The organism is Microcoleus sp. K1-B1 (genome assembly GCF_036704705.1).
Classification (GTDB): domain Bacteria; phylum Cyanobacteriota; class Cyanobacteriia; order Cyanobacteriales; family Microcoleaceae; genus Microcoleus.
On record NZ_JAUBSH010000017.1, the window covers coordinates 81,373 to 101,811 of the forward strand.

15 protein-coding genes, 1 tRNA gene, 1 pseudogene and 1 other annotated feature are annotated in these 20,439 nt (G+C 46.9%); of the genes and pseudogenes, 14 read left to right on the forward strand and 3 right to left on the reverse strand.

Annotated elements, in window-relative coordinates:
- The first annotated feature begins 80 nt into the window (after nt 1-80).
- The 5 genes from QUA83_RS09125 to QUA83_RS09145 all read left to right on the forward strand — a co-directional run bounded on the left by QUA83_RS09125 (nt 81) and on the right by QUA83_RS09145 (nt 11,636).
- Nucleotides 81-5,228, forward strand: coding sequence for a condensation domain-containing protein (locus QUA83_RS09125; protein ID WP_333292652.1), 5,148 nt, complete (start codon nt 81-83; stop codon nt 5,226-5,228).
- A gap of 33 nt (nt 5,229-5,261) precedes the next feature.
- The gene (locus QUA83_RS09130; protein WP_333292654.1) at nt 5,262-6,326 is read left to right on the forward strand and encodes a ParA family protein; all 1,065 of its coding nucleotides are present in this window, start codon (nt 5,262-5,264) and stop codon (nt 6,324-6,326) included.
- Between the two features lie 10 nt (nt 6,327-6,336).
- Entirely contained in the window at nt 6,337-6,939 is a 603-nt protein-coding gene (locus QUA83_RS09135; RefSeq protein ID WP_333292655.1) for a HEPN domain-containing protein, read from the forward strand.
- Nucleotides 6,940-7,031: 92 nt separating this feature from the next.
- On the forward strand, nt 7,032-11,180 hold the full coding sequence (locus tag QUA83_RS09140) for an amino acid adenylation domain-containing protein (RefSeq protein WP_333292657.1): 4,149 nt from the start codon (nt 7,032-7,034) through the stop codon (nt 11,178-11,180).
- Nucleotides 11,181-11,375: 195 nt separating this feature from the next.
- Nucleotides 11,376-11,636: a hypothetical protein gene (locus tag QUA83_RS09145; RefSeq protein ID WP_333292659.1), complete on the forward strand. Its 261-nt coding sequence runs from the start codon at nt 11,376-11,378 to the stop codon at nt 11,634-11,636.
- A gap of 52 nt (nt 11,637-11,688) precedes the next feature.
- Here QUA83_RS09145 and QUA83_RS09150 read toward each other — a convergent pair whose 3' ends face one another.
- Complete coding sequence (locus tag QUA83_RS09150) at nt 11,689-13,125, reverse strand: inorganic phosphate transporter (protein ID WP_445301766.1); 1,437 nt, start codon at nt 13,123-13,125, stop codon at nt 11,689-11,691.
- A gap of 40 nt (nt 13,126-13,165) precedes the next feature.
- On the opposite strand from QUA83_RS09150, the gene rplS reads away from it, so the two are divergent.
- The 9 genes from rplS to rplL all read left to right on the forward strand — a co-directional run bounded on the left by rplS (nt 13,166) and on the right by rplL (nt 17,776).
- A complete protein-coding gene (rplS, locus tag QUA83_RS09155) occupies nt 13,166-13,549 on the forward strand; it encodes a 50S ribosomal protein L19 (protein WP_333037136.1) in 384 nt (127 codons plus the stop codon).
- Between the two features lie 134 nt (nt 13,550-13,683).
- Nucleotides 13,684-13,756, forward strand: a tRNA-Trp gene (locus tag QUA83_RS09160).
- Complete coding sequence (locus QUA83_RS09165) at nt 13,727-13,936, forward strand: hypothetical protein (RefSeq protein WP_333292663.1); 210 nt, start codon at nt 13,727-13,729, stop codon at nt 13,934-13,936. Before QUA83_RS09160 ends, QUA83_RS09165 begins: the two co-directional genes overlap by 30 nt.
- A 151-nt stretch (nt 13,937-14,087) precedes the next feature.
- A complete protein-coding gene (gene secE, locus QUA83_RS09170) occupies nt 14,088-14,321 on the forward strand; it encodes a preprotein translocase subunit SecE (RefSeq protein WP_333054360.1) in 234 nt (77 codons plus the stop codon).
- Nucleotides 14,318-14,956: a transcription termination/antitermination protein NusG gene (gene nusG / locus QUA83_RS09175; RefSeq protein WP_242721257.1), complete on the forward strand. Its 639-nt coding sequence runs from the start codon at nt 14,318-14,320 to the stop codon at nt 14,954-14,956. The genes secE and nusG overlap by 4 nt, the downstream gene beginning before the upstream one ends.
- A 3-nt stretch (nt 14,957-14,959) precedes the next feature.
- On the forward strand, nt 14,960-15,385 hold the full coding sequence (rplK, locus tag QUA83_RS09180; RefSeq protein ID WP_006635588.1) for a 50S ribosomal protein L11: 426 nt from the start codon (nt 14,960-14,962) through the stop codon (nt 15,383-15,385).
- A gap of 251 nt (nt 15,386-15,636) precedes the next feature.
- Nucleotides 15,637-16,350 carry a 50S ribosomal protein L1 gene (rplA, locus tag QUA83_RS09185; RefSeq protein ID WP_333080351.1) on the forward strand — a complete coding sequence of 238 codons (714 nt, stop codon included), beginning with the start codon at nt 15,637-15,639 and terminating at the stop codon, nt 16,348-16,350.
- A gap of 110 nt (nt 16,351-16,460) precedes the next feature.
- Nucleotides 16,461-16,633: a sequence feature (ribosomal protein L10 leader region), on the forward strand.
- Between the two features lie 29 nt (nt 16,634-16,662).
- Nucleotides 16,663-17,247, forward strand: a complete 585-nt coding sequence (rplJ, locus tag QUA83_RS09190; protein WP_333166846.1) for a 50S ribosomal protein L10 — start codon at nt 16,663-16,665, stop codon at nt 17,245-17,247.
- 136 nt (nt 17,248-17,383) lie between these two features.
- Nucleotides 17,384-17,776, forward strand: a complete 393-nt coding sequence (gene rplL, locus QUA83_RS09195; protein WP_333292665.1) for a 50S ribosomal protein L7/L12 — start codon at nt 17,384-17,386, stop codon at nt 17,774-17,776.
- Nucleotides 17,777-17,997: 221 nt separating this feature from the next.
- On the opposite strand, the gene crtD is transcribed toward rplL, so the two are convergent.
- Nucleotides 17,998-19,614: a C-3',4' desaturase CrtD gene (crtD, locus tag QUA83_RS09200; protein WP_333292667.1), complete on the reverse strand. Its 1,617-nt coding sequence runs from the start codon at nt 19,612-19,614 to the stop codon at nt 17,998-18,000.
- 184 nt (nt 19,615-19,798) lie between these two features.
- Nucleotides 19,799-20,439: pseudogene (locus tag QUA83_RS09205) on the reverse strand (CopG family transcriptional regulator); the annotation flags it as partial.

Genomic DNA, 20,439 nt, shown 5'->3' on the forward strand with positions numbered 1-20,439 from the left:
AAGCGATCCGTTAAGCTCTTAATTTGTGCGCTGGTGGAATTTCTTTTATATTTGCAAAAGTAATCACAGGATGACTCAAAATGCCAGAGCCAAAAATATCGAGTTCATCGCCAAATGCCAGAGATTCTGTCACGGTTGAGTTAGTTGAGTTTTTATCTTACCTTCGCAGTCTAGATATTAATATTTTTGTTGAGGGCGAGATCCTGCGCTGCAACGCTCCTGAAGGAATTATTACACCCGAACTACGAGCCCAAATTTCTCATAAAAAAGCCGAAATAATTTCATTTTTAAAAGCAGCTAATCGTACTTCTAGTTTCACTTTTACACCGATTGTTCCTATGGGGCGGGACGGAAATCTACCGCTTTCCTTTGCACAGCAGCGCTTGTGGTTTCTCGACCAATTAGTACCTAACAATCCTTTTTATAATGTTCCCGCAGCCTTGCGTTTGACAGGTTCGCTCAATTTTTCGGCGCTGCAACAAACCTTCAATGAAATTGTGCGCCGCCACGAAGCTTTACGCACGACTTTAGCAGTAGTTTCGGGGCAACCTGTTCAGAGAATAGCTGCTGCTTTCCACATCCCGATTAATGTAGTGGACTTGCGAAACTTGCCAAAGGAATCTCGACAAACTGAAGCAAACAGGCTCACCACTGAGGAAGCTCAACGCTCTTTCAATTTGTCCAATGACTTGTTGCTGCGAGTCACATTATTGCAGTTAGATGATGCCGAATATTTACTAATGCTGAATATGCACCACATTGTCTCCGATGGTTGGTCTATCGGAGTGCTAATTCAGGAATTAGGCGCACTTTACACGGCATTTGCTAGCGAAAAATCTTCGCCTTTACCGGCTTTGTCGATCCAGTATGCTGATTTTGCAAAATGGCAGCGCGAATGGCTGCAAGGGGAAGTTTTAGAAACGCAGCTTGCTTACTGGCGGCAGCAGTTAAACGGTATTTCTATGCTAAATTTGCCTGCAGATCGACCCAGGCCAGCAATTCAAAGTTACCGAGGCAAAAGGCAATTTTTGCAACTGCCAAAACAACTGAGCGAGGCTTTAGAAACGTTGAGCCAGCGCGAAGAAGTGACGCTGTTTATGACAATGCTGGCCGCTTTTAAAACGTTGCTTTACCATTACGCCCAGCAAGAAGATATTGTTGTAGGTTCGCCGATCGCCAATCGCAACCGCAGTGAAATTGAAGCATTAATCGGTTTTTTTGTCAACAGTTTGGTGCTGCGTACAGATTTGTCGGGAAATCCAACTTTTCGGGAACTTTTAAACCGAGTCAAAGAGGTAGCATTAGGAGCTTACGCTCACCAAGATTTGCCGTTTGAGAAGTTAGTAGAAGAACTTCACCCCGATCGCGCGTTGAACCAAAATCCCTTATTTCAGGTGGCGTTTGCGCTGCAAAACGCGCCGGGGAATCAGTTAGAATTGCCAGAATTAACACTCAGCCCGCAGCAGTTAGATGTGGGTACAGCGCGGTTTGATTTGGAGTTTCATTTGTGGGAGCGATCGCCCAACAGTTCGGGAAGCAACCAATCGCCCAGCAATAAGCTGTGGGTTGATAGCTCGGAGGGTATCAGCGGCATGGTTATTTACAGCGCCGATTTATTTGATGAAGCTACGATTACCCGCCTGATAGGGCATTTTCAAACCTTGTTAGAAAGCATTGTGACAAATCCCGAAGAGCGAATTGCCAAGTTGCAATATTTAAGCGCAAAAGAGCGCGATCACTTGTTAGTTGAATGCAACAATACTCAGGCGGATTATCCGCAAGATTTGTGCATCCATCAGCTATTTGAAATGCAGGCGGATCGGACACCGGATGCGGTGGCGCTGGTATTTGGAGAGGAGCAAGTCACCTATCGAGAGCTAAATCTCCGCAGCAACCAACTAGCACGTTATCTGCAAAAAATGGGGGTTGGGGCGGAAGTTTTAGTCGGGCTTTGCTGCGGGCGATCCTTCGATCTGATCGTGGGGATGTTGGGTATCCTGAAAGCGGGAGGAGCTTACTTAATTGTAGATCCGAGCTATCCTGGTGAGCGATCGAGTTTTATGCTAAAAGATGCTCAAGTGTCAGTATTGCTTACCCGCCAGGGAATAAATTCCCTGTCTAATAGCGAAAGTCGTCTAAAGATGACTGAAGGAGGACAAGTTTCCAGTCGGCTGAAGCCGACTTCAGCTATGAGCCAGGGAATTTATTCCCTGGTGGATGATGGCGAAGTGCAAAATTTAGAAACACAGTCAGATGATAAAATTCACCATCCAAGGGTTGTTTTTCTAGACACAGACTGGGAGATGATTTCCCAAGAAATTGCCGACAATCCAACCAGCGCAGTCACAGCAGAAAATCTGGTTTACGCGATTTACACCTCCGGCTCCACGGGAAAGCCGAAAGGAGTTGAAATTGAGCACGGGAGCTTGTTAAATCTCGTTTTTTGGCATCAAAGAGAGTTTGGGGTGTCAGCGGGCGATCGGGCAACGCAAATTGCTGCGATCGGCTTTGATGCTTGCGGGTGGGAAATTTGGCCTTATCTCGCCGCCGGATCTAGCATCTACTTTCCAGAAGATGACATCAGACGAGATCCTGAAAAACTGCAAAACTGGTTAGTATCAAACGCCATTACAATTAGCTTTTTGCCAACACCTTTAGCCGAGAAAGTTTTGCTATTAGATTGGCCTCAAACAACAGCGTTGCGAATCTTGCTCGCAGGCGGCGAAAAACTGCAACAACATCCTTTAAAATCCCATCCATTTAAGCTAGTAAATAATTACGGCCCAACCGAGAACACCGTCGTCACAACTTCCGGTTATATTCCTGTAACAGAGCAAACAGACATCGCCCCGACAATTGGCCGCCCCATTGCTAACACTCAAATCTACATATTAGACAAATATTTGCAGCCAGTGGCGATCGGCGTTGTTGGCGAATTGTACATCGGCGGAAACGGACTCGCTCGCGGCTACCTCAACCGCCCCGATTTAACCGCACAAAGCTTTATTGTCAATCCTTTTAAACCAAATTCAGACACCATTCTCAATGACTTGTTTAGGAACAGGCAAGATGCCTGTTCCACAAGAGATGAATTTTATTGTGGAACAGGCATCTTGCCTGTTCTCGATAATGGTGCAACATCTGAGTTTAAACCAAATTCAGGAGAGCGAATTTACAAAACCGGCGACTTAGTGCGCTACAGAGCCGATCGCAACCTTGAATTTTTAGGACGCATTGACGAACAAGTAAAAATTCGCGGTTTCCGCATCGAATTAGGAGAAATCGAGACACTATTAACTCAACATCCGGCCGTGCAGCAAACTGTAGCAATAGCTTCGGAAGATGGACAAGGAGATAAACGTTTAGTAGCTTATATTGCCCTGAATCCTGAATATAGCGTTGCCCGCGAAAAAAACCAAATAATGCAATTGCAGGACGAACAGGTTTTGCAGTGGCAAATGCTCTACAATGAAACTTACGATCGACCTGCAGTTGACTCAGATCCAACATTTAATATTGTCGGCTGGAATAGCAGTTATACTAATCGGCCAATCCCAGCAGAACAGATGCGCGACTGGGCGAAAAATCAAGCCGCCCAAATTTTAGCTTTGCAGCCGAGCAGAGTGTTAGAAATTGGCTGCGGCACGGGTTTGTTGCTGTTCCAAATTGCGCCTCGCTGCACTCAATATTGCGGAACCGACTTTTCCCCTATTTCGCTCAACTATATTCGGCAGCACTTGGCAAATCAAGAGTTAGCTAATGTAACGCTGCTTCAGAAAATGGCGACTGATTTTGAAGGACTAGAGACAGCAGCTTTTGACGCGGTGATTCTCAACTCTGTCGTGCAATATTTCCCGAATATCGACTATCTCGTGCAGGTGCTAGAAGGTGCGGTGAAAGCAACTGCACCTGGTGGCTTTATATTCATCGGAGATGTCCGCAGCTTGCCGCTGCTGGCAGCTTTTCACGCTTCGGTACAACTGTATCAAGCCGAACCTTCTCTCTCTGGCGAACAGTTGCAGCAGCGAGTACAAATGCAAATTTTTCAAGAAACAGAGTTAGTTATTGAACCAGATTTTTTTAGCGCATTAAAGCACCGCTTTCCGCAGATTGGCGGCGTAGAGATTCAATTGATTCGCGGTAGTTATCACAATGAGTTAACTGATTTTCGGTACAATGCTATTCTGCATATTGCGTCGGAAACAGATCCCCCCAACCCCCCTTATGAAGGGGGGCTAAGAAGTGTCTCTAACTTTTATGACAAAACAGAGCTTCAGAACCCCCCTTTTCAAGGGGGGCAGGGGGGATCAAAACGGCTGGATTGGTTGGATGAAAATCAAAATCTGACTGTTACCAAGGTGCAACAAATATTATTGCAAAATCAACTCGATGTTTTAAGAATTGCTAATGTGCCTAATGCGCGGGTAACGGCAGCAGTTAAGGCGGCAGAGTTGCTGTCTGTTGTCGATAAATTTCCAACAGCAGGTCAGTTGCAGAAAGCTGTGGAAAAAGTCGAGGGTTTAGGATTAGATCCCGAAGCTTGGTATGCTTGGGAAGTTCCGTATAATGTTAATATTAGTTGGTCTAATTCCGACGGTCAAGGGCGCTACGATGTAGTGTTTGCACGGGGCGAAATTAGAGATTTTGTGCGAGAAGCCCGAAGCGATAACTTGCGTCCTTGGCGCTCTTATGCTAACAATCCTTTACAATCTAAAGCAGCGCGTAAATTAGTGCCGCAGTTGCAGGCTTTTCTAGCAGAAAAACTGCCGGAATATATGGTTCCGTCGGCTTTTGTGGTGCTGGAGTCGCTACCTGTGACGGCTAACGGAAAGGTCGATCGGCTCGCTTTGCCTGCACCGGAGCCGATTAAGTTAGAATGGGCTGGCGGTTATGTTGCGCCTCATACTTCTATTGAGGAAGTTTTAGTGAAAATTTGGGCTGAGGTTTTGGGGATAAAGCGAGTGGGTATCCGGGACAATTTCTTTGAATTAGGAGGCCATTCGCTGCTGGCGACTCAGCTTGTTTCTAGAGTGCGAGATGCTTGCGGGGTTGAGTTGCCTTTGCGCAGCGTGTTTGAAGCGCCGACAATTGCAGAATTATCTAAGATTGTTGAGAGTTTAAAGGACAGCAGTGCTAAAATTAAAGTACCAGCCTTAGTTCCCGTCTCTCGCGAGAGCCGCAGGCTCAAATTATCCTCCCTCAACCAAGAAAGCAAAGACAGAGGATGAAAACTATATTGTCCTTTTAAAAAAATACACCCAATGAGTTCATACGCTTTCTGGAACAATAAAGGTGGTGTCGGCAAAAGCTTCCTTTGCTTTGTCGCTGCTTCTGAATATGCTCACCGTCACCCCGATTCTGATGTCTACGTAATTGATCTATGTCCGCAAGCGAATGTTTCAGAAACTCTATTTGGTGGATATCTCACTAGCCCAGAGGCAATACGTTCTTTGAACACTAAGACTCCGCGTGCGACGGTAGCCGGATACCTTGAAGCACGCCTGAACTCCCCTTTTAGAATGATTGACGACGTATCACCCTACCTGTGTGAACCTAAACAATTCAATCCGAACATACCAGAAAATTTGAGGCTCATATGTGGGGACAATCTCCTCGAAATAATCTCTGAAGCAATCCGACAGACATCCCAACTTTCGATACCAATTGATGCTTGGAAACAGGTGCTAACTTGGGTACATGATCTGACAGTTGCTCTTCGCAAACTAAGTGGCGATCGAGACACCCTCTTCGTCATTGACTGTAACCCTAGTTTTGCAATTTATACACAGCTTGCTTTAGTTGCCGCAGAAGGCGTTGTTGTGCCATTTACAGCCGATGATAGTTCGCGTCGTGCCATAGAGAATGTCGTTGCACTTCTCTATGGTATCACCGATCAACATACAGCACCATACGCACGAATCAGCTTTGCAAAACGTGCCAAGGAAGATGGTGTACCTGTACCAAAGTTACATACTTTCGTGAGCAACCGGGTAACTTTATACGAAGGAAAGGCTAGCAAGGCATTTGAAGCTGTAAATAAAACTATTAAGCAGACGATGGATAATATATATAAGAAGCATCGTCATATTTTTGCTAACCCCAAAGAATTTCCCAGTAATAGCTTTATCGAGATCCCATCTCCGAGTAACAGCTTTATTGAAATCCCTGATTATCATAGTGCCTGTGTTGTTGCTGCTACAACTGGCACCCCGTTGCATAAGCTAACACCTGGACCAAAGAACATCGTAGGTGAGCGCGTGCAATTGAATCCAGGTCCATTGGACAGATACAGGGAAGCCCTTGCACAGTTCGTAAACTGTCTCTAGGAGCATCGCCGTGGCGTCACCAGCAGCATTGAGGTACAAGAGCGCGTCCAATACGGCTAGAACACTTCGCGAAACAGCTACAGATCCCCGCTTGCAACCAATATCGCGCAGCCAAACTCAAGTCTACTATCACTCCGCTCTAGCTGCATTTGTTGCTGTGTGGGATGCTTACATAAACGAACTCGTTCGCAATTTTTTCGCTGCAACTGCAAATCCTTTAGATCCCAAATTTCATGCCGTACATTCTATTGCTAGAGATGCGGCGGAACGCGCACTTGAAAGATTTAATACACCAAACGCGGAAAACACGCGAAACCTTCTGATTCAAAACACTGGTTACGATCCTATTGGCGATTGGGTTTGGTCTGCAAGAAGCCTGAGCGGATTAGCCGTTCGGCAGAAGCTAAATGAGATTTTAAGAGTGCGGCACAGTTTTGCACATGGTTTTGCTATTCCCGCGCTTTCTTGGACTCAAACAGCAACCGGAAAAGTTCGGCTTACGGCTAAAGCGATAGACGATGTTGATGTGTTTTTTACACATCTTGTGAATGTTACCGACCTCGGCATGAAGCAGCATATCGAAACGAGTTATAGTCTAGTATTGCCTTGGTAAAGATTTTAATCAAAGAGATGAAATCTTCTCTATGTAATATCTGTAGGCTACTTTGTACGCGCTTTCCTTTGAGGCTTGCCTGATAATTTGATATGACTCAGTATCTTTCCGACAATTCCCTCCCGGCTGGTGAAGGAAAGCTTAATCTTCCCGAAGAAACAGAAGTTTTCGTCTTCCCGGCATCCTTTGCTCAGCAGCGGCTTTGGTTCCTCAATCAATTAGCACCGGGTAATCCTTTCTATAATGTTTCAACAGCGCTCCGCTTAACTGGTTCGCTCAACTTAATATCTTTAGAGCAAACCTTCAATGAAATTGTGCAGCGGCATGAAACTTTACGCACTACTTTTACGCTTTGGGAAGGGGAACTCGTACAAGTTATTGCTCCCATTTTAACCGTATCTCTTCCCACAATCGACTTACAAAATCTTTCGCCAACTCAGCAGGAAACTGCCGCGCTGCAACTTGCAACCGATGCAGCACAATGCCCTTTCGATTTAGCCGCCGGGCCGTTATTTAAAGTAACGCTGTTACAACTGAGTGAAACAGAATATATATTGTTGCTGAATTTACATCATATTGTGGCTGATGGTTGGTCGATTGGAGTGCTAATTCGAGAGCTGGGAACGCTCTACACCGCATTTGTAAAAAATGAACGTGAAGCGAAGCTATCCCGAAGGGAATCGCACTTACCAGCACTGCCCGTGCAGTACGCCGACTTCGCAGAGTGGCAGCACCAATGGTTGCAGGGCGAAGTATTAGAAACGCAGTTAGCTTATTGGCGGCAGCAGTTAAACGGAATTACCGCACTCAATCTACCAACTGACAGGCAAAGACCAGCCGTTCCATCCTACCGGGGGGCTAAACAATTTATAACACTATCACCTGCTTTGAGCGAGGCGCTAAAGTCATTGAGCCAGCAAGAAAGCGCGACTTTATTTATTACTCTACTAGCCGCTTTTCAAACTTTACTGTACCGCTATACAGGACAAGTAGATATTGCAGTAGGAACGCCGATCGCCAATCGCAACCTGAGCGAAATAGAAGCATTAATCGGTTTTTTTGTCAACAGTTTGGTGCTGCGTGCAGATTTATCAGGAAACCCAACTTTTCGGGAACTATTGCATCGGGTAAAAAACGTCGCAATGGCAGCCTACGCTCACCAAGATTTGCCCTTCGAGAAGTTGGTTGAGGAATTGCACCCCGATCGCGAGTTGAGCCGCAACCCCCTATTTCAAGTTAGTTTTAGCCTGCAAAACACTCCTGTAGCAGCGCTAGAATTGCCGGGAATCGTTGGAGAGGCGATCGACTTTGACGCGGGAACCGCCAAGCTAGATTTAGAGTGCCACTTGTGGGAAAATGCAGGAAGTATTCAAGGGCAATTTGTCTACAGCACAGATTTATTTGATAGCGACACAATTGCGCGGATGGCGGGACATTTCCAAACGCTGCTCGAAGCCATTGTTGCCAATCCCAAACAGCACCTCAGCGACTTGGCTTTGCTGACAGCGCCAGAATACCAGCAATTATTAATCGATTGGAATGACACTCAGAGAGATTATCCGCAAAACCAGTGTTTCCATCAGCTATTTGAAGAGCGAGTCGCGCGTGATCCCCATGCAGTCGCCGCCGTCTTTGAAAACCAGCAGTTAACCTACCGCCAACTCAACAGCCGAGCCAACCAACTTGCACGTTACTTGCAGCAATTGGGAGCAGCACCAGAAGTTTTAGTGGGCCTTTGTGTAGAACGTTCCTTAGATGCGATCGTCGGATTGCTAGGCATTATCAAAGCAGGCGCAGCCTACCTGCCTTTAGATCCAACTTATCCTCAAGAGCGCCTTAACTTCATGTTAGAAGATGCTCAGGTGTCGATTTTGGTAACTCAGCAGCACTTAGCCCAAAACTTGACGCAGCCGGAAAATTACGGAGTTTTTTCAGTAGTGTGTTTGGACTCCCACAGAGAAATTATCGCCCGACAAAGCCCAGAAAACCCAACTACAAATATCCTACCAGAAAACCTAGCCTACGTCATTTACACATCTGGTTCAACCGGAAAACCCAAAGGCGTTCTAATCGAACATCGGGGACTCTACAACTTAGCCCTAGCTCAACTTGAAGTTTTTAACTTAAAGTCAAATCACCGCATTTTGCAATTTGCATCCCTGAGTTTTGATGCCTCAATCTTTGAGATTGTCATGGCCTTGGGAACCGGAGCAACACTTTACTCAGCAAAGAAAGAATCTTTGTTGCCAGGACAAACATTAATCCAATTTTTGCAGGACAATGCTATTACCCACGCTACCCTCCCGCCCTCGCTGCTAGCTGTCCTTTCAAACGCCGAACTTCCTGCACTGCAAACAATCATCTGTGCTGGCGAATCTTGTTCCCCGGATATTGTTAAACGCTGGGCTTCGGGGCGCAGATTTTTTAACGCTTACGGCCCTACAGAAGCGACAGTCTGGTCAAGTTTTGCCGAAATTAGCCATTCCCTGCCCGATAGCTTCGCTTCACGCAAAAAACTGCCTATCGGCCGCCCAATAGCTAACACTCAACTCTATATTTTAGATAAAAATTTACAGCCTGTACCCGTTGGAATTCCCGGTGAATTGTACATCGGCGGCAGCGGATTGGCGCGAGGCTACCTGAACCGCCCCGAATTAACCGCCCAGCGATTTATTGCTAATCCGTTTAGCCAGAAAGTAGGAGAACGAATTTATAAAACTGGTGACTTAGCGCGCTATTTTCCCGACGGCAATATTGAGTTTTTAGGCCGTACTGACGAACAGGTAAAAATTCGCGGTTATCGAATAGAATTGGGAGAAATTGAAGCGCTGCTAGTTCAGCATCCAGCAGTCAAAGAAACAGCGGCGGTTGCTGTGGATGATTTGTCGGGCAACAAACGCCTAGTTGCTTATGTCGTCCCCAATCACAATCAGACGCTTAATCCCGGTGAAATACGCAATTTTCTCAAACAACAACTGCCCAATTACATGATTCCCAGTGCTTTTGTGGCGATGGATTCTCTGCCCCTAACTCCCAATGGCAAAATCGACCGCCTGCGCCTACCTGCACCGGGAAATCTAACTAGCAATTCAATAGATAAAAGCTGCATTGCACCTCGCACACCAACCGAGTCAACCCTCGCCCAAATTTGGGCCACAATCCTCAACGTAGAGTGCGTTGGCATTGGCGATAACTTCTTCGATTTGGGTGGAGATTCCCTGCTGGCAATCCGCCTCATCAATGAGATTAACCAGCAATTTCAGCGCGAATTGCCGCTGTCTGCTCTTTTTTTAAATCCGACAATTGAAGGTTTAGCCGATTCGCTATCTTCAGAAACAAATTCTCTGGAATGGTCGCCTTTAGTTGCAATTAAGCCTCGCGGTAAAAATTCCCCGTTCTTCTGCGTCCATCCCATCTTTGGCGTCGTATTTCCTTATGTCGAGTTAGCCTTTGGGCTAGGAGAAAATCAACCGTTTTACGGGCTGCAACCAAAGGGTATTGACGGCGAAAGTTCTCCGTTAACTAGCATAGAAGACATGGCGGCTGACTACATCGCAGCCTTGCGTACCGTTCAACCAAAAGGGCCTTATTTTTTAGGAGGCTGGTCTTTTGGAGGTTTGGTTGCTTTTGAGATGGCTCAACAGTTGCTCGCAGCGGGGGATGAAGTGGCTTTACTTGCTGTGCTGGATACTTTAGCGCCGATTTCTGCTAACAAACCTTCTTTTTGGGACGCTTGCAAGTTTATTATGACTACTGTTTCGCGCTCTATCTGGCCTTTTGTAGTAGATTATTTTCGCTTAGTGGCTGCGGAAAATGTTCAAAGTGGCGGTATTGCGGCCAAATTCCCGAAATTAAATAAGATGCTTAATTTGGCAGCTAATTTTTTGCATCGCTGGAATTGGAAACAGGCTGTTATGGTTAGCATCCTATCTCAGGAGTCAAAAGAACGGAGCTGGCGCGAGCTGGCAATTCCCTCAATGTTTACTGTATTTCAGGCTAACAGTCAAGCAACTCTCAGCTATGTACCGAAAATTTATCCGCAGCGAATTACTCTGTTTAGATCAAGGGAAAAGCTAAGCATGAGTAATCAAGATCCGACTCTTGGCTGGAGTGAATTAACCGCCCAAAAAGTAGAGGTGATTAGGGTTCCTGGGAATCACCTGACTATGCTGAGAAAGCCTAACGTTGAGGTGCTGGCTCAAAAGCTGAAGCATTGCTTGGAGGAGGAATTAATTGATTGAGCGGCCCGCGTGCTTGTGTGTCGAAACCGGGTTTGATGTGGGAAATTACTATTAGACATCTCCAATAATTCTTGTGGAACAGGCATCCTGCCTGTTCAAAGCTTGCTTTTCTGGAGATGTCTATTAGTGATGAAGAAGTGACTACTCTGATGTCCGGTAAAATCACCGTTATCACGTTTGTAGGATATAAAAAAATTGCGATCGCCCGAAGAACACTTTTTGCAACTAGAAATCATCATGCAGCGCCACGCTGCAGCACTCGAAGCTGAAGTCAGAGCTTTGCAAGCCGCTGACGAAACCGCCCAGTGGCCTCCTGACTGGAAGCGTTGCTATAATTGGCGTTTCGCTCAAATTTTCGCGTCTTTGAAGATTTTTCGCAACTGGGGTGCAGATGCTGCGGCTTGGAAACTTTTGCCTTCGCGAGTTTATCCCAACCGAGGCAATCAGAAGGATTAGTTAACTGTTGACGGTTGACTGTTCTGAAATGCCTCAATCTAAAATCTAAAATCTAAAATTGCCCAATGGATTGCGCGATGCTGAAGATGATAGCACCCAAACCTGCTGCGATCGGAATTGTCACCAGCCAAGCCGAACCAATTGACAGCAAAGTTTCCAAGCGTACTGTTTTCCAAGCTTTGATCAGCCCGACTCCGACGACTGCACCGACTAAAGCGTGGGATGTGGAAACTGGCAAACCGAAGCGGGATGCTAACAAGACTGTGGTGGCTGTGGCTAATTCCGCGCAAAATCCGCCGCTTGGTTGGAGTTCGATGATCTTTTCGCCGACTGTGGCAATTACATTTTTGCCCCAGATGGTTAAACCGATGACTATTCCGGCGCCTCCGATGACTAAAATCCACAGGGGAACGCTGAAATCTTCTGAGGGAAAGGAACCTGTGCGCCGGATGTAGGCGATCGCAGCTAGGGGAGCAACTGCATTTCCTACGTCGTTGGAACCGTGGGAAAATGCTACAAAACAGGCGCTTATGACTTGAAATCTCGCCATTTGTTGCTCGATGGGAGAGTGGCGGGGAGGGGGAGAGGGGGAGAGGGGGAGAGTGGGAGATTGGGAAAATATTCCCTCTTTCTTATTCCTTGCATCCGTTACATCCGTTACATCCGTTACAAAATCCGCTGCCGAACCTTCTTCATTCTCAACTGATTCTAATTTTTTCCAGCTATTGAGTGTCAGGCCGATCGCCCCCATACTCCCGATGCCAATGACAATATCGTGAATTGGAAGATTCCAGCCAAATCGATCGTGCGCGGCGGCGATCGCCCCTGTCTGCACCAAAGCAACATCCACAATAGACGGCAGTACAATTATCCCAAATACGCTCAGCATTGCTGCACTCAGCCAAGGTATCCACTCGCGCATTTGAGATAGAGGATCTGGCCGATCGAGAATCGAATACTTCACCACACTGTAAAATAGTGCGGCTAAAGCACCGCTAGCAACAGGTGTCGCTACCCAAGTTAGGGAGATGGTGCCGATGGTTCGCCAATCAACTGCATTAATTCCGGCTGCAACACAGCTAAAACCCGCGATCGCGCCCACCACTGCATGGGATGAAGAAACAGGCAAACCTCGACTGGTAGCGATTTGCAGCCACAAGCCGCAAGCTATCAGCACTGACACCATCCCGATTAAAAATACTTGCGGTTTGGCCGCGAACACTTGTGCATTCACAACTCCTGTTGCCAGAGTTTCGGAAACTCCTTGGCCGAACAGCACGGCGCCGGAAAACTCCAGTATGCCTGCAACAATTATTGCCTGCCGCAGCGTTAGCGCCTTCGAGCCTACGGATGTCCCCATCGAGTTAGCGACATCGTTGGCCCCCAAGTTGGCGGCGACGTACAAGGCGAGTGCGGCCATTGCCCCTAGTTGCAGAAATACGACCCCAGAGGTATCTAACATAGAAATTTTTTGACATAAAACGGGCATTTCGATATATGATAAGGGATTGTGAGTTTTGGTAAATCCGATGAAAGGCGCAGAAATAATCCGTTCTATCGAAACGGCAGAAATAGATAGAGTCAAGCAAGAACTCAATAAACAAGTTCCCGAAATTTACGTCGGCGACACAGTGCGAGTCGGCGTGAAAATTAGAGAGGGTAACAAAGAACGGGTTCAGCCCTACGAAGGGACTGTGATTGCCATGCGTAACGGCGGGATTAATGAAACAATCACCGTCCGCCGCGTGTTTCAGGGCGTCGGAGTGGAACGGGTGTTTTTGATTCACTCGCCCCGCATCGCCACGATCCAAGTGATGCGTCGCGGGAAAGTCCGCAGAGCAAAACTTTACTACCTGCGCGATCGGGTGGGCAAAGCTACTCGCGTCAAACAGCGGTTCGATCGCTCCCTGTAGGAATGCACCCAGCTTTCCCTTGGTTCATGGTTCATGGGAAATTGAAAAATTTCAAAAAAAAGTTTCCCATTTACGAGCGCACTGTGTTAAAATAGAAATCTAGAGGTTAAGCGAATTTCAGCAACCTCACCTGTGCGCTCTTAGTTCAGTTGGTAGAACGCAGGTCTCCAAAACCTGATGTCGGGGGTTCAAGTCCTCCAGGGCGCGCTGAATCACCAAACTTTAAATTCTGCCCGAAAGCGCCCGGACTATTGGCTGGCAACAGTCAAAACCGCAAACTTTCGGGTAGAATTAATTTTTGTGGGCGGTTCGCAAAAAATGCCATCAACAAATGCTCGGTGTGGCTTCTTGATCATCGGTTTCGGCGATCGGCATTTACGCCGTTGATTGGTTGGGCTTGTAAAAAAGTCGTGGCTTTAGATTGGAGATTTGGGACTTGGGCGTAAGTGGTTAGTGTCACAAAATCTGAGAGCCGCGGGCCACTCACACCATCTAAAATCTAAAATCTAAAATCTAAAATCGCAAGGGGGATTGAATCGTGGCGAAAAAAGACGAAGCTCAAGAAACTCAAGAAATAACGGCGCCTGGGTTTGACCCTGCGGGTTTTTTTAAGGAAACTAGAGAAGAACTCGACAAAGTGGTTTGGCCCAGCAGGCAGCAGCTAATCAGCGAGTCTTTGGCCGTGCTTTTGATGGTAATCCTCTCAGCAAGCCTGATCTATTTGGTGGATAACTTCTTTAACTGGGGCGCGGGAAAGGTGTTTGGGCCATGACTTTTGCATCAGAAGAATCAGAGTATTCCACAGAAGCGACGGGACAGGCAGCATCGCCAGATGTGCCGGAGATTGATGCTCGCTGGTATGCTGTTCAAGTTGCCTCTGGCTGCGAGAAGCGGGTGAAGGCAAACTTGGATCAGCGGATTCAAACTTTGGATGTTGCCGATCGCATCGTTCAAGTGGAAATTCCGCAAACTCCGGCGATCAAAGTCGGCAAAGACGGTTCCAGGCGACAGTCAGATGAAAAAATCTTTCCCGGCTACGTACTCATCCGTATGTTTATGGACGAGGATACGTGGCAGGTGATCAAGAATACCCCGAATGTAATTAATTTTGTCGGGGCAGAGCAAAAACGCCGCTACGGGCGCGGCAGGGGTCACGTCAAACCGCTACCTCTGAGTCATTCGGAAGTAGAACGGATCTTCAGAAACGCTCAGGAATCAGAACCAGTTGTCAAAGTATCGATGTCTACTGGAGACCACGTTGTGGTACTTTCCGGGCCATTTAAGGATTTTGAAGGTGATGTGATTGAAGTTAGCCCGGAACGAAACAAGCTCAAAGTTTTACTCTCGATTTTTGGGCGCGATACGCCTGTAGAATTGGAGTTCAATCAGGTTCAGAAACAGAACTAACTAATGGCAAAGAAAGTTGTTGCAGTAATTAAGTTGGCGATTACGGCGGGAAAAGCCAACCCAGCTCCTCCGATCGGCCCAGCTCTGGGTCAGCACGGCGTCAATATTATGATGTTTTGCAAGGAGTACAATGCTAGAACCGCAGACCAAGCAGGTTTGGTGGTTCCGGTAGAAATTTCGGTTTTTGAAGACCGCAGTTTTACATTTATTCTCAAAACTCCGCCGGCGTCGGTTTTGATTCAAAAAGCCGCTGGCATTGCTAAGGGTTCGGGAGAACCTAACCGCAAGCAAGTAGGGACGATTACACAGGCTCAGTTACGAGAAATCGCTGAAACCAAAATGCCTGACCTCAATGCTAATGATGTTGAGGCTGCTATGAAAATTGTGGCAGGAACGGCTAAAAATATGGGCGTGGCGATCGCGGATTGAAGGAAGAAGGAAGAAGGAAGAAGGAAGAGTTTTCCTAGTCCAAGTTCCAAATTGCTAATCCAAAATTCTTGATTTTGAAGGTAAAATCTTCAATCCAAAATCCAAAATCCAAAATCCAAAATCGATCGGTTCAGGGGGAGAAGCAAAGCTTCGCTAGTAACCGAAAACTGGTAGATTTTAAGATTGTCCGATAGGTTCAATCTAAAATCTAAAATCTAAAATCTAAAATCGACTGACCCCAGGAGATAACAATGGCAAAGAAAGTATCGCGAAGACTGCAAGAACTTCAAAAGAAAGTTGAAGACAGACCTTATCTACCGCTGGAAGCTCTGCAACTTTTGAAAGAAACAGCAACCGCTAAGTTTGGCGAAGCTGCTGAAGCTCACATCCGTTTGGGAATTGACCCGAAATATACTGACCAACAGTTGCGGACAACTGTATCGCTACCAAAAGGAACTGGTCAAGTAGTCAGAATTGCGGTGATTGCTAAGGGCGAAAAAGTTAAAGAAGCTCTAAATGCCGGCGCGGATATTGCTGGTTCTGAAGAGTTGATCGATGAAATTCAGAAGGGCATGATGGACTTCGATTGCCTGATTGCTACCCCAGACGTGATGCCGTTGGTGGCAAAATTGGGTCGGTTGTTGGGCCCGCGCGGTTTGATGCCTTCTCCGAAAGGTGGCACGGTGACGACTGACATTGCTCAGGCGATCAACGAGTTTAAAGGTGGTAAACTAGAATTCCGTGCCGATCGAACTGGCATCGTTCATGTTATGTTTGGCAAGGCAGCTTTCTCAGCGGAAGATTTGCTCGTCAACCTTCATGCTTTGCAAGAAACAGTTGACCGCAACCGTCCTTCTGGTGCTAAAGGTCGCTACTGGCGCAGTTTGTACGTATCCGCAACAATGGGCCCGTCGATCGAAGTCGATATCAGTGCTCTGCGCGATACGAAAATTGACGCTGCCTAGTACAGAATTAAGCAGAACGCAGAAGGTAAAAGACAGCTTCGGCTGTCTGTGTAAATCTCTCACAAGACTTACTCCAGACCTCTGCTAATGTCTGCCTTCTGGTGATAGCCTAATCAAAAATCAATAAGCTGAAGACCGCAGGTGCCGACCGCTTAATTTCCTGCCGAGGCTGAAGAAATAAAAACTCAAGACTCAAAGATTAGAAATTTTCTATTTTTAATTCTGACTTGTTAATTTTTAATTCTCTGCCCCGGCTCTAAGGTCGGGGTTTTTGGTGGGCAGTTTTCGATCCTAAAAGGAGGTGAAATAAGTATGGGCAAAAGTTTAGCAGTAAAAAATGAGATTATTGCAGACCTCAAGCAAACCTTGAGCGAATCTCAACTGGCGATCGTGATTGACTACACGGGCTTAACTGTTGCTGAAATCACAGATTTGCGTCGGCGTTTGCGTCCGAAAGGCAGCAGTTGCCAAGTGGCAAAAAACACGCTGATGCGAATTGCTGTTGAAGGCAACGAAACCTGGCAGCCGATACAAGAATTGCTGACAGGTACGTCGGCGTTTCTGTTCGTGCAAGAAGATATTGGCGGCGCGATTAAAGCTTACCAAGAATTCCAAAAAGTCTCTAAGAAGACAGAACTTCGCGGCGGCGTAATGGAAGGACGGGTACTGAAAGAAGCTGATGTTAAAGCATTAGCTGATCTGCCGTCGAAAGAACAACTCATGGCTCAAATTGCTGGCGCTATCAACGGTGTCGCAACCAAGCTGGCTGTGGGTATCAATCAAGTTCCTACTTCGATCGCTCGCGGTCTTAAAGCTTATGCTGAAAAAGACGGCGATTCAGCAGAAGTAGCAGCAGAAGCAGAAGCACAACCTGAAGCAGAAAGCGTATCTGCTTAGTCATTAGTCATTAGTCATTAGTCATCAGTCATTAGTGTTAATTCACAGGCTGAAGACTGGAGACGACAAACTAATGATGGAGGAGCAATCCCAAATCCCAAATCCCAAATCTACAATCGAACTAGGAGTTTAACGAATGTCTACTGCAACTGACGAAATCTTGGAAAAACTTAAGTCTCTGACTTTGCTCGAAGCTTCTGAATTGGTCAAGCAAATTGAAGAAGCTTTCGGCGTCAGCGCTGCTGCTCCTGTCGGCGGCATGATGATGATGCCCGGTACAGGTGGTGGAGCCGCTGCTGAACCCGTAGAAGAGCAAACCGAATTTACTGTCATGCTCGAAGAAGTTCCTGCTGACAAGAAAATCGCAATTCTGAAGGAAGTCCGCGCAATTACCGGTCTGGGCCTGAAGGAAGCAAAAGATTTGGTAGAAGCCGCACCGAAAGCAGTTAAGGAAGCTATTGCTAAGGAAGCTGCTGAAGAAATGAAGAAACAGCTTGAAGCTGTGGGCGCAAAGATTGCTATCAAGTAGTCAGAGAATGTAGTTGATATCAATTCCGGTGACACCGGAATGATGGTTAACTGTTGACTGTTGACTGTTGACTGTTAACTGTTAACTGTTAACTGTTAACTGTTGACTGTTAACTGTTGACTGTTAACTGTTAACTATTCCCTAAAATTAATCGCGCGATAGTTACACCTGTCGCGCGATTAATTATTTTTGGTGTAGGGAAACGGCTTTGCTGTGTCCTCTTAGATTTTAGAGGCGGCTTCCATTTGTCGCACTACTGTTAAAGCTGAATAGGAAACGCCGGCAGTTCCTTCTCCGGGATGGGTGGAGTCACCTACTAACCACAAATTTTTAATTGGTGTGCGATTGGCAAATCCGAAGGGCCCGAAAGTTGGTATTCGCTGCCCGATGCCACCCACAACGCCTCTATCTCTCGCCGTGTAGCGGGCAAAGGTGCGGGGTGTGGCGGCTTCTTGGTGTACGATCGACTCTGGCGTCAAATTGAAATATTCGCTCAAACGGGCGATCGCCCCGACCGTATATTTTTGCTTCAATCCTTCATAATCAACCGAATTCCACCACATTCGAGTATCAGTAAATGACGAAGCGATAATTGTCGCCATTCCCTCCGGTGCTCGGCCATCACCCGGATGGCTGACAGAAACAAATAATGAATTATTCTCCCCAATCTCGCCTTCGTAATCGTAGAGAAACTGAAGGTGCGGCGGACAATTTGCCGGAATTGCGCTTTCATGCACTCCCAAATATATGACAAATGCACCGGATGCGGGCGGCAATTTATCAACTCGATATTTGTAGCCGGCCATTTGGTTTGGGAGTTGGTTTGTTGTCTCTGAAGTCTCTAATTTAACGGAGAAATTATCTGTTGAATTTCCGACAACCGGCTCGCCTGACAACAATTTTACTAGATTTTGCGCTGTCACGTTGGCAACAATGCGATCGGCAGTTTCTGTCCAAACTTCGCCTGTTTTTTGATTGCGAATCACTGTACCGGTCGCTTTGCCGTTGGCGGTGACAATACTTTCAACTGTGTGCCGCAACAGGACTTTGCCGCCGTCTCGTTCGATCGCCCCTACAAGTCGATCGCTCAACACCTGCATACTTCCTTGTAAATGATACAATCCCTGCGGCTCTTGCGAAACTCCTAAAGCCGTCGCCGCGTAAAGTAGCGCCGTTTCTTCGGTATCAACTTGAGAATACAATTTTAACTGCAAATCCAGAAAAGTTTTCAAGCGCAAATTGTCGCCCAACCCACACAGCCGCAAAGCATCTCCCACTGTCATAAAAGTGAAAGGCAAAGTAATTAGAGTATCGGGGCGAACTGCTTGAATTAATTGCCAGAAATCCCAGAGATTTCTGGGCGGTAAAACTGGATCGCGCCCCTGAAAGTTCCAGCTAGCTTTGAACAATGCAGACAATAATTGCCAAAAAGGTTCGCTTCCAGGAAACTGCCGCTGCCTTTCTTCCTGCCACTTTTGCGGATCTCGCCACACGCTAATCGGTGCGGTTTCTCCCGGCAAAAACACCGCACAAGCGGGATCGCAGGGTGTCGCTGCGGGAAGTTCTATGTCTAATTCTGAGAAAATTCGGTGGTGAATGCCTCCGGGTTCCAATCCTGCAACCTGCGTGGCGCCGACATCGAAGGTAAAGCCTTTGCGTTTGAAGGTGGAAGCGCATCCTCCGGGGACGATCGCCTGTTCTAAGACTAGCACTTTGTATCCTCTGCGGGCTAGCAGGGCTGCTGCTGTCAGCCCGCCGATGCCGCCTCCAATTACCGTGACGCGGCCCTTAGTGTCTGCTGGATTGGATTTGCTCTCAGGGGTGCGATCGGCTCTCATAATTTATTTATTGTAATATTTCTTAATAGTATGCTCATATTTTGCAATAAAAAGCTCTTGTAGCGACAGGTGGAAATCTATCGCTACAAGAGGAAGGAGACCGAATTTAGAGGACGTTTTGTTTTAGGGATAAGGTGCTCCGGGCGCACCCGGAGCGTTAGACAGTGGCGTGTTGATGAGAGAATCACTGACGGCGCCACTTGTTGAGATAAGCTTCGCCAATGCCAGCCACAGCCTGCATTTGAGCTAGCTGTTCCCGTAAAGCTTTGATGGTTCTTAGCTGTTCTTGAGACTGTTGCTGCAAAGCGTCGTAATTTCGCTGTATCGCCGCACTCTGGCTCGATTCATTTTCCAGATATTGCAACTTGCTCAGTTTAACTTGGAAGTCGCCGATCGCACTTGACTTTTCTGCTAACTCGTGCTGCAAAGATTCGTAACTCGACTTCGACACGGTTTCCTGGAATTGGCTTTCGAGATTTTGCTTTTCGGTGGCGAATTGCTGCTGCAAAGATTCCACAGCGCTGGATTTTTCGGCGAGTTGCTGCTGCAAAGATTCCAGAGCACTGGATTTTTCCCCTAGCTGTTGCTGAAACTCGTGTTCCCGGTGTTCTTTTTCAGCGAGTTGCTGCTGCAAAGATTCCAGAGCACTGGATTTTTCGCCTAGCTGTTGCTGCAAAGATTCCAAAGCACTGGATTTTTCGCCTAGCTGTTGCTGAAACTCGTGTTCCCGGTGTTCTCTTTCGGCGAATTGCTGCTGCAAAGATTCCAGAGCACTGGATTTTTCGCCTAGCTGTTGCTGCAAAGATTCCAAAGCACTGGATTTTT

Excerpts from the sequence above, each read along its gene's own strand:
- rplL (WP_333292665.1), top strand. The coding sequence starts at position 17,384 with ATGTCTACTGCAACTGACGAAATCTTGGAAAAACTTAAGTCTCTGACT.
- QUA83_RS09150 (WP_445301766.1), bottom strand. The coding sequence starts at position 13,125 with ATGCCCGTTTTATGTCAAAAAATTTCTATGTTAGATACCTCTGGGGTC.
- QUA83_RS09130 (WP_333292654.1), top strand. The coding sequence starts at position 5,262 with ATGAGTTCATACGCTTTCTGGAACAATAAAGGTGGTGTCGGCAAAAGC.
- QUA83_RS09140 (WP_333292657.1), top strand. The coding sequence starts at position 7,032 with ATGACTCAGTATCTTTCCGACAATTCCCTCCCGGCTGGTGAAGGAAAG.
- QUA83_RS09125 (WP_333292652.1), top strand. The coding sequence starts at position 81 with ATGCCAGAGCCAAAAATATCGAGTTCATCGCCAAATGCCAGAGATTCT.
- crtD (WP_333292667.1), bottom strand. The coding sequence starts at position 19,614 with ATGAGAGCCGATCGCACCCCTGAGAGCAAATCCAATCCAGCAGACACT.
- rplS (WP_333037136.1), top strand. The coding sequence starts at position 13,166 with ATGAAAGGCGCAGAAATAATCCGTTCTATCGAAACGGCAGAAATAGAT.
- QUA83_RS09165 (WP_333292663.1), top strand. The coding sequence starts at position 13,727 with ATGTCGGGGGTTCAAGTCCTCCAGGGCGCGCTGAATCACCAAACTTTA.
- rplK (WP_006635588.1), top strand. The coding sequence starts at position 14,960 with ATGGCAAAGAAAGTTGTTGCAGTAATTAAGTTGGCGATTACGGCGGGA.
- rplA (WP_333080351.1), top strand. The coding sequence starts at position 15,637 with ATGGCAAAGAAAGTATCGCGAAGACTGCAAGAACTTCAAAAGAAAGTT.
- rplJ (WP_333166846.1), top strand. The coding sequence starts at position 16,663 with ATGGGCAAAAGTTTAGCAGTAAAAAATGAGATTATTGCAGACCTCAAG.
- nusG (WP_242721257.1), top strand. The coding sequence starts at position 14,318 with ATGACTTTTGCATCAGAAGAATCAGAGTATTCCACAGAAGCGACGGGA.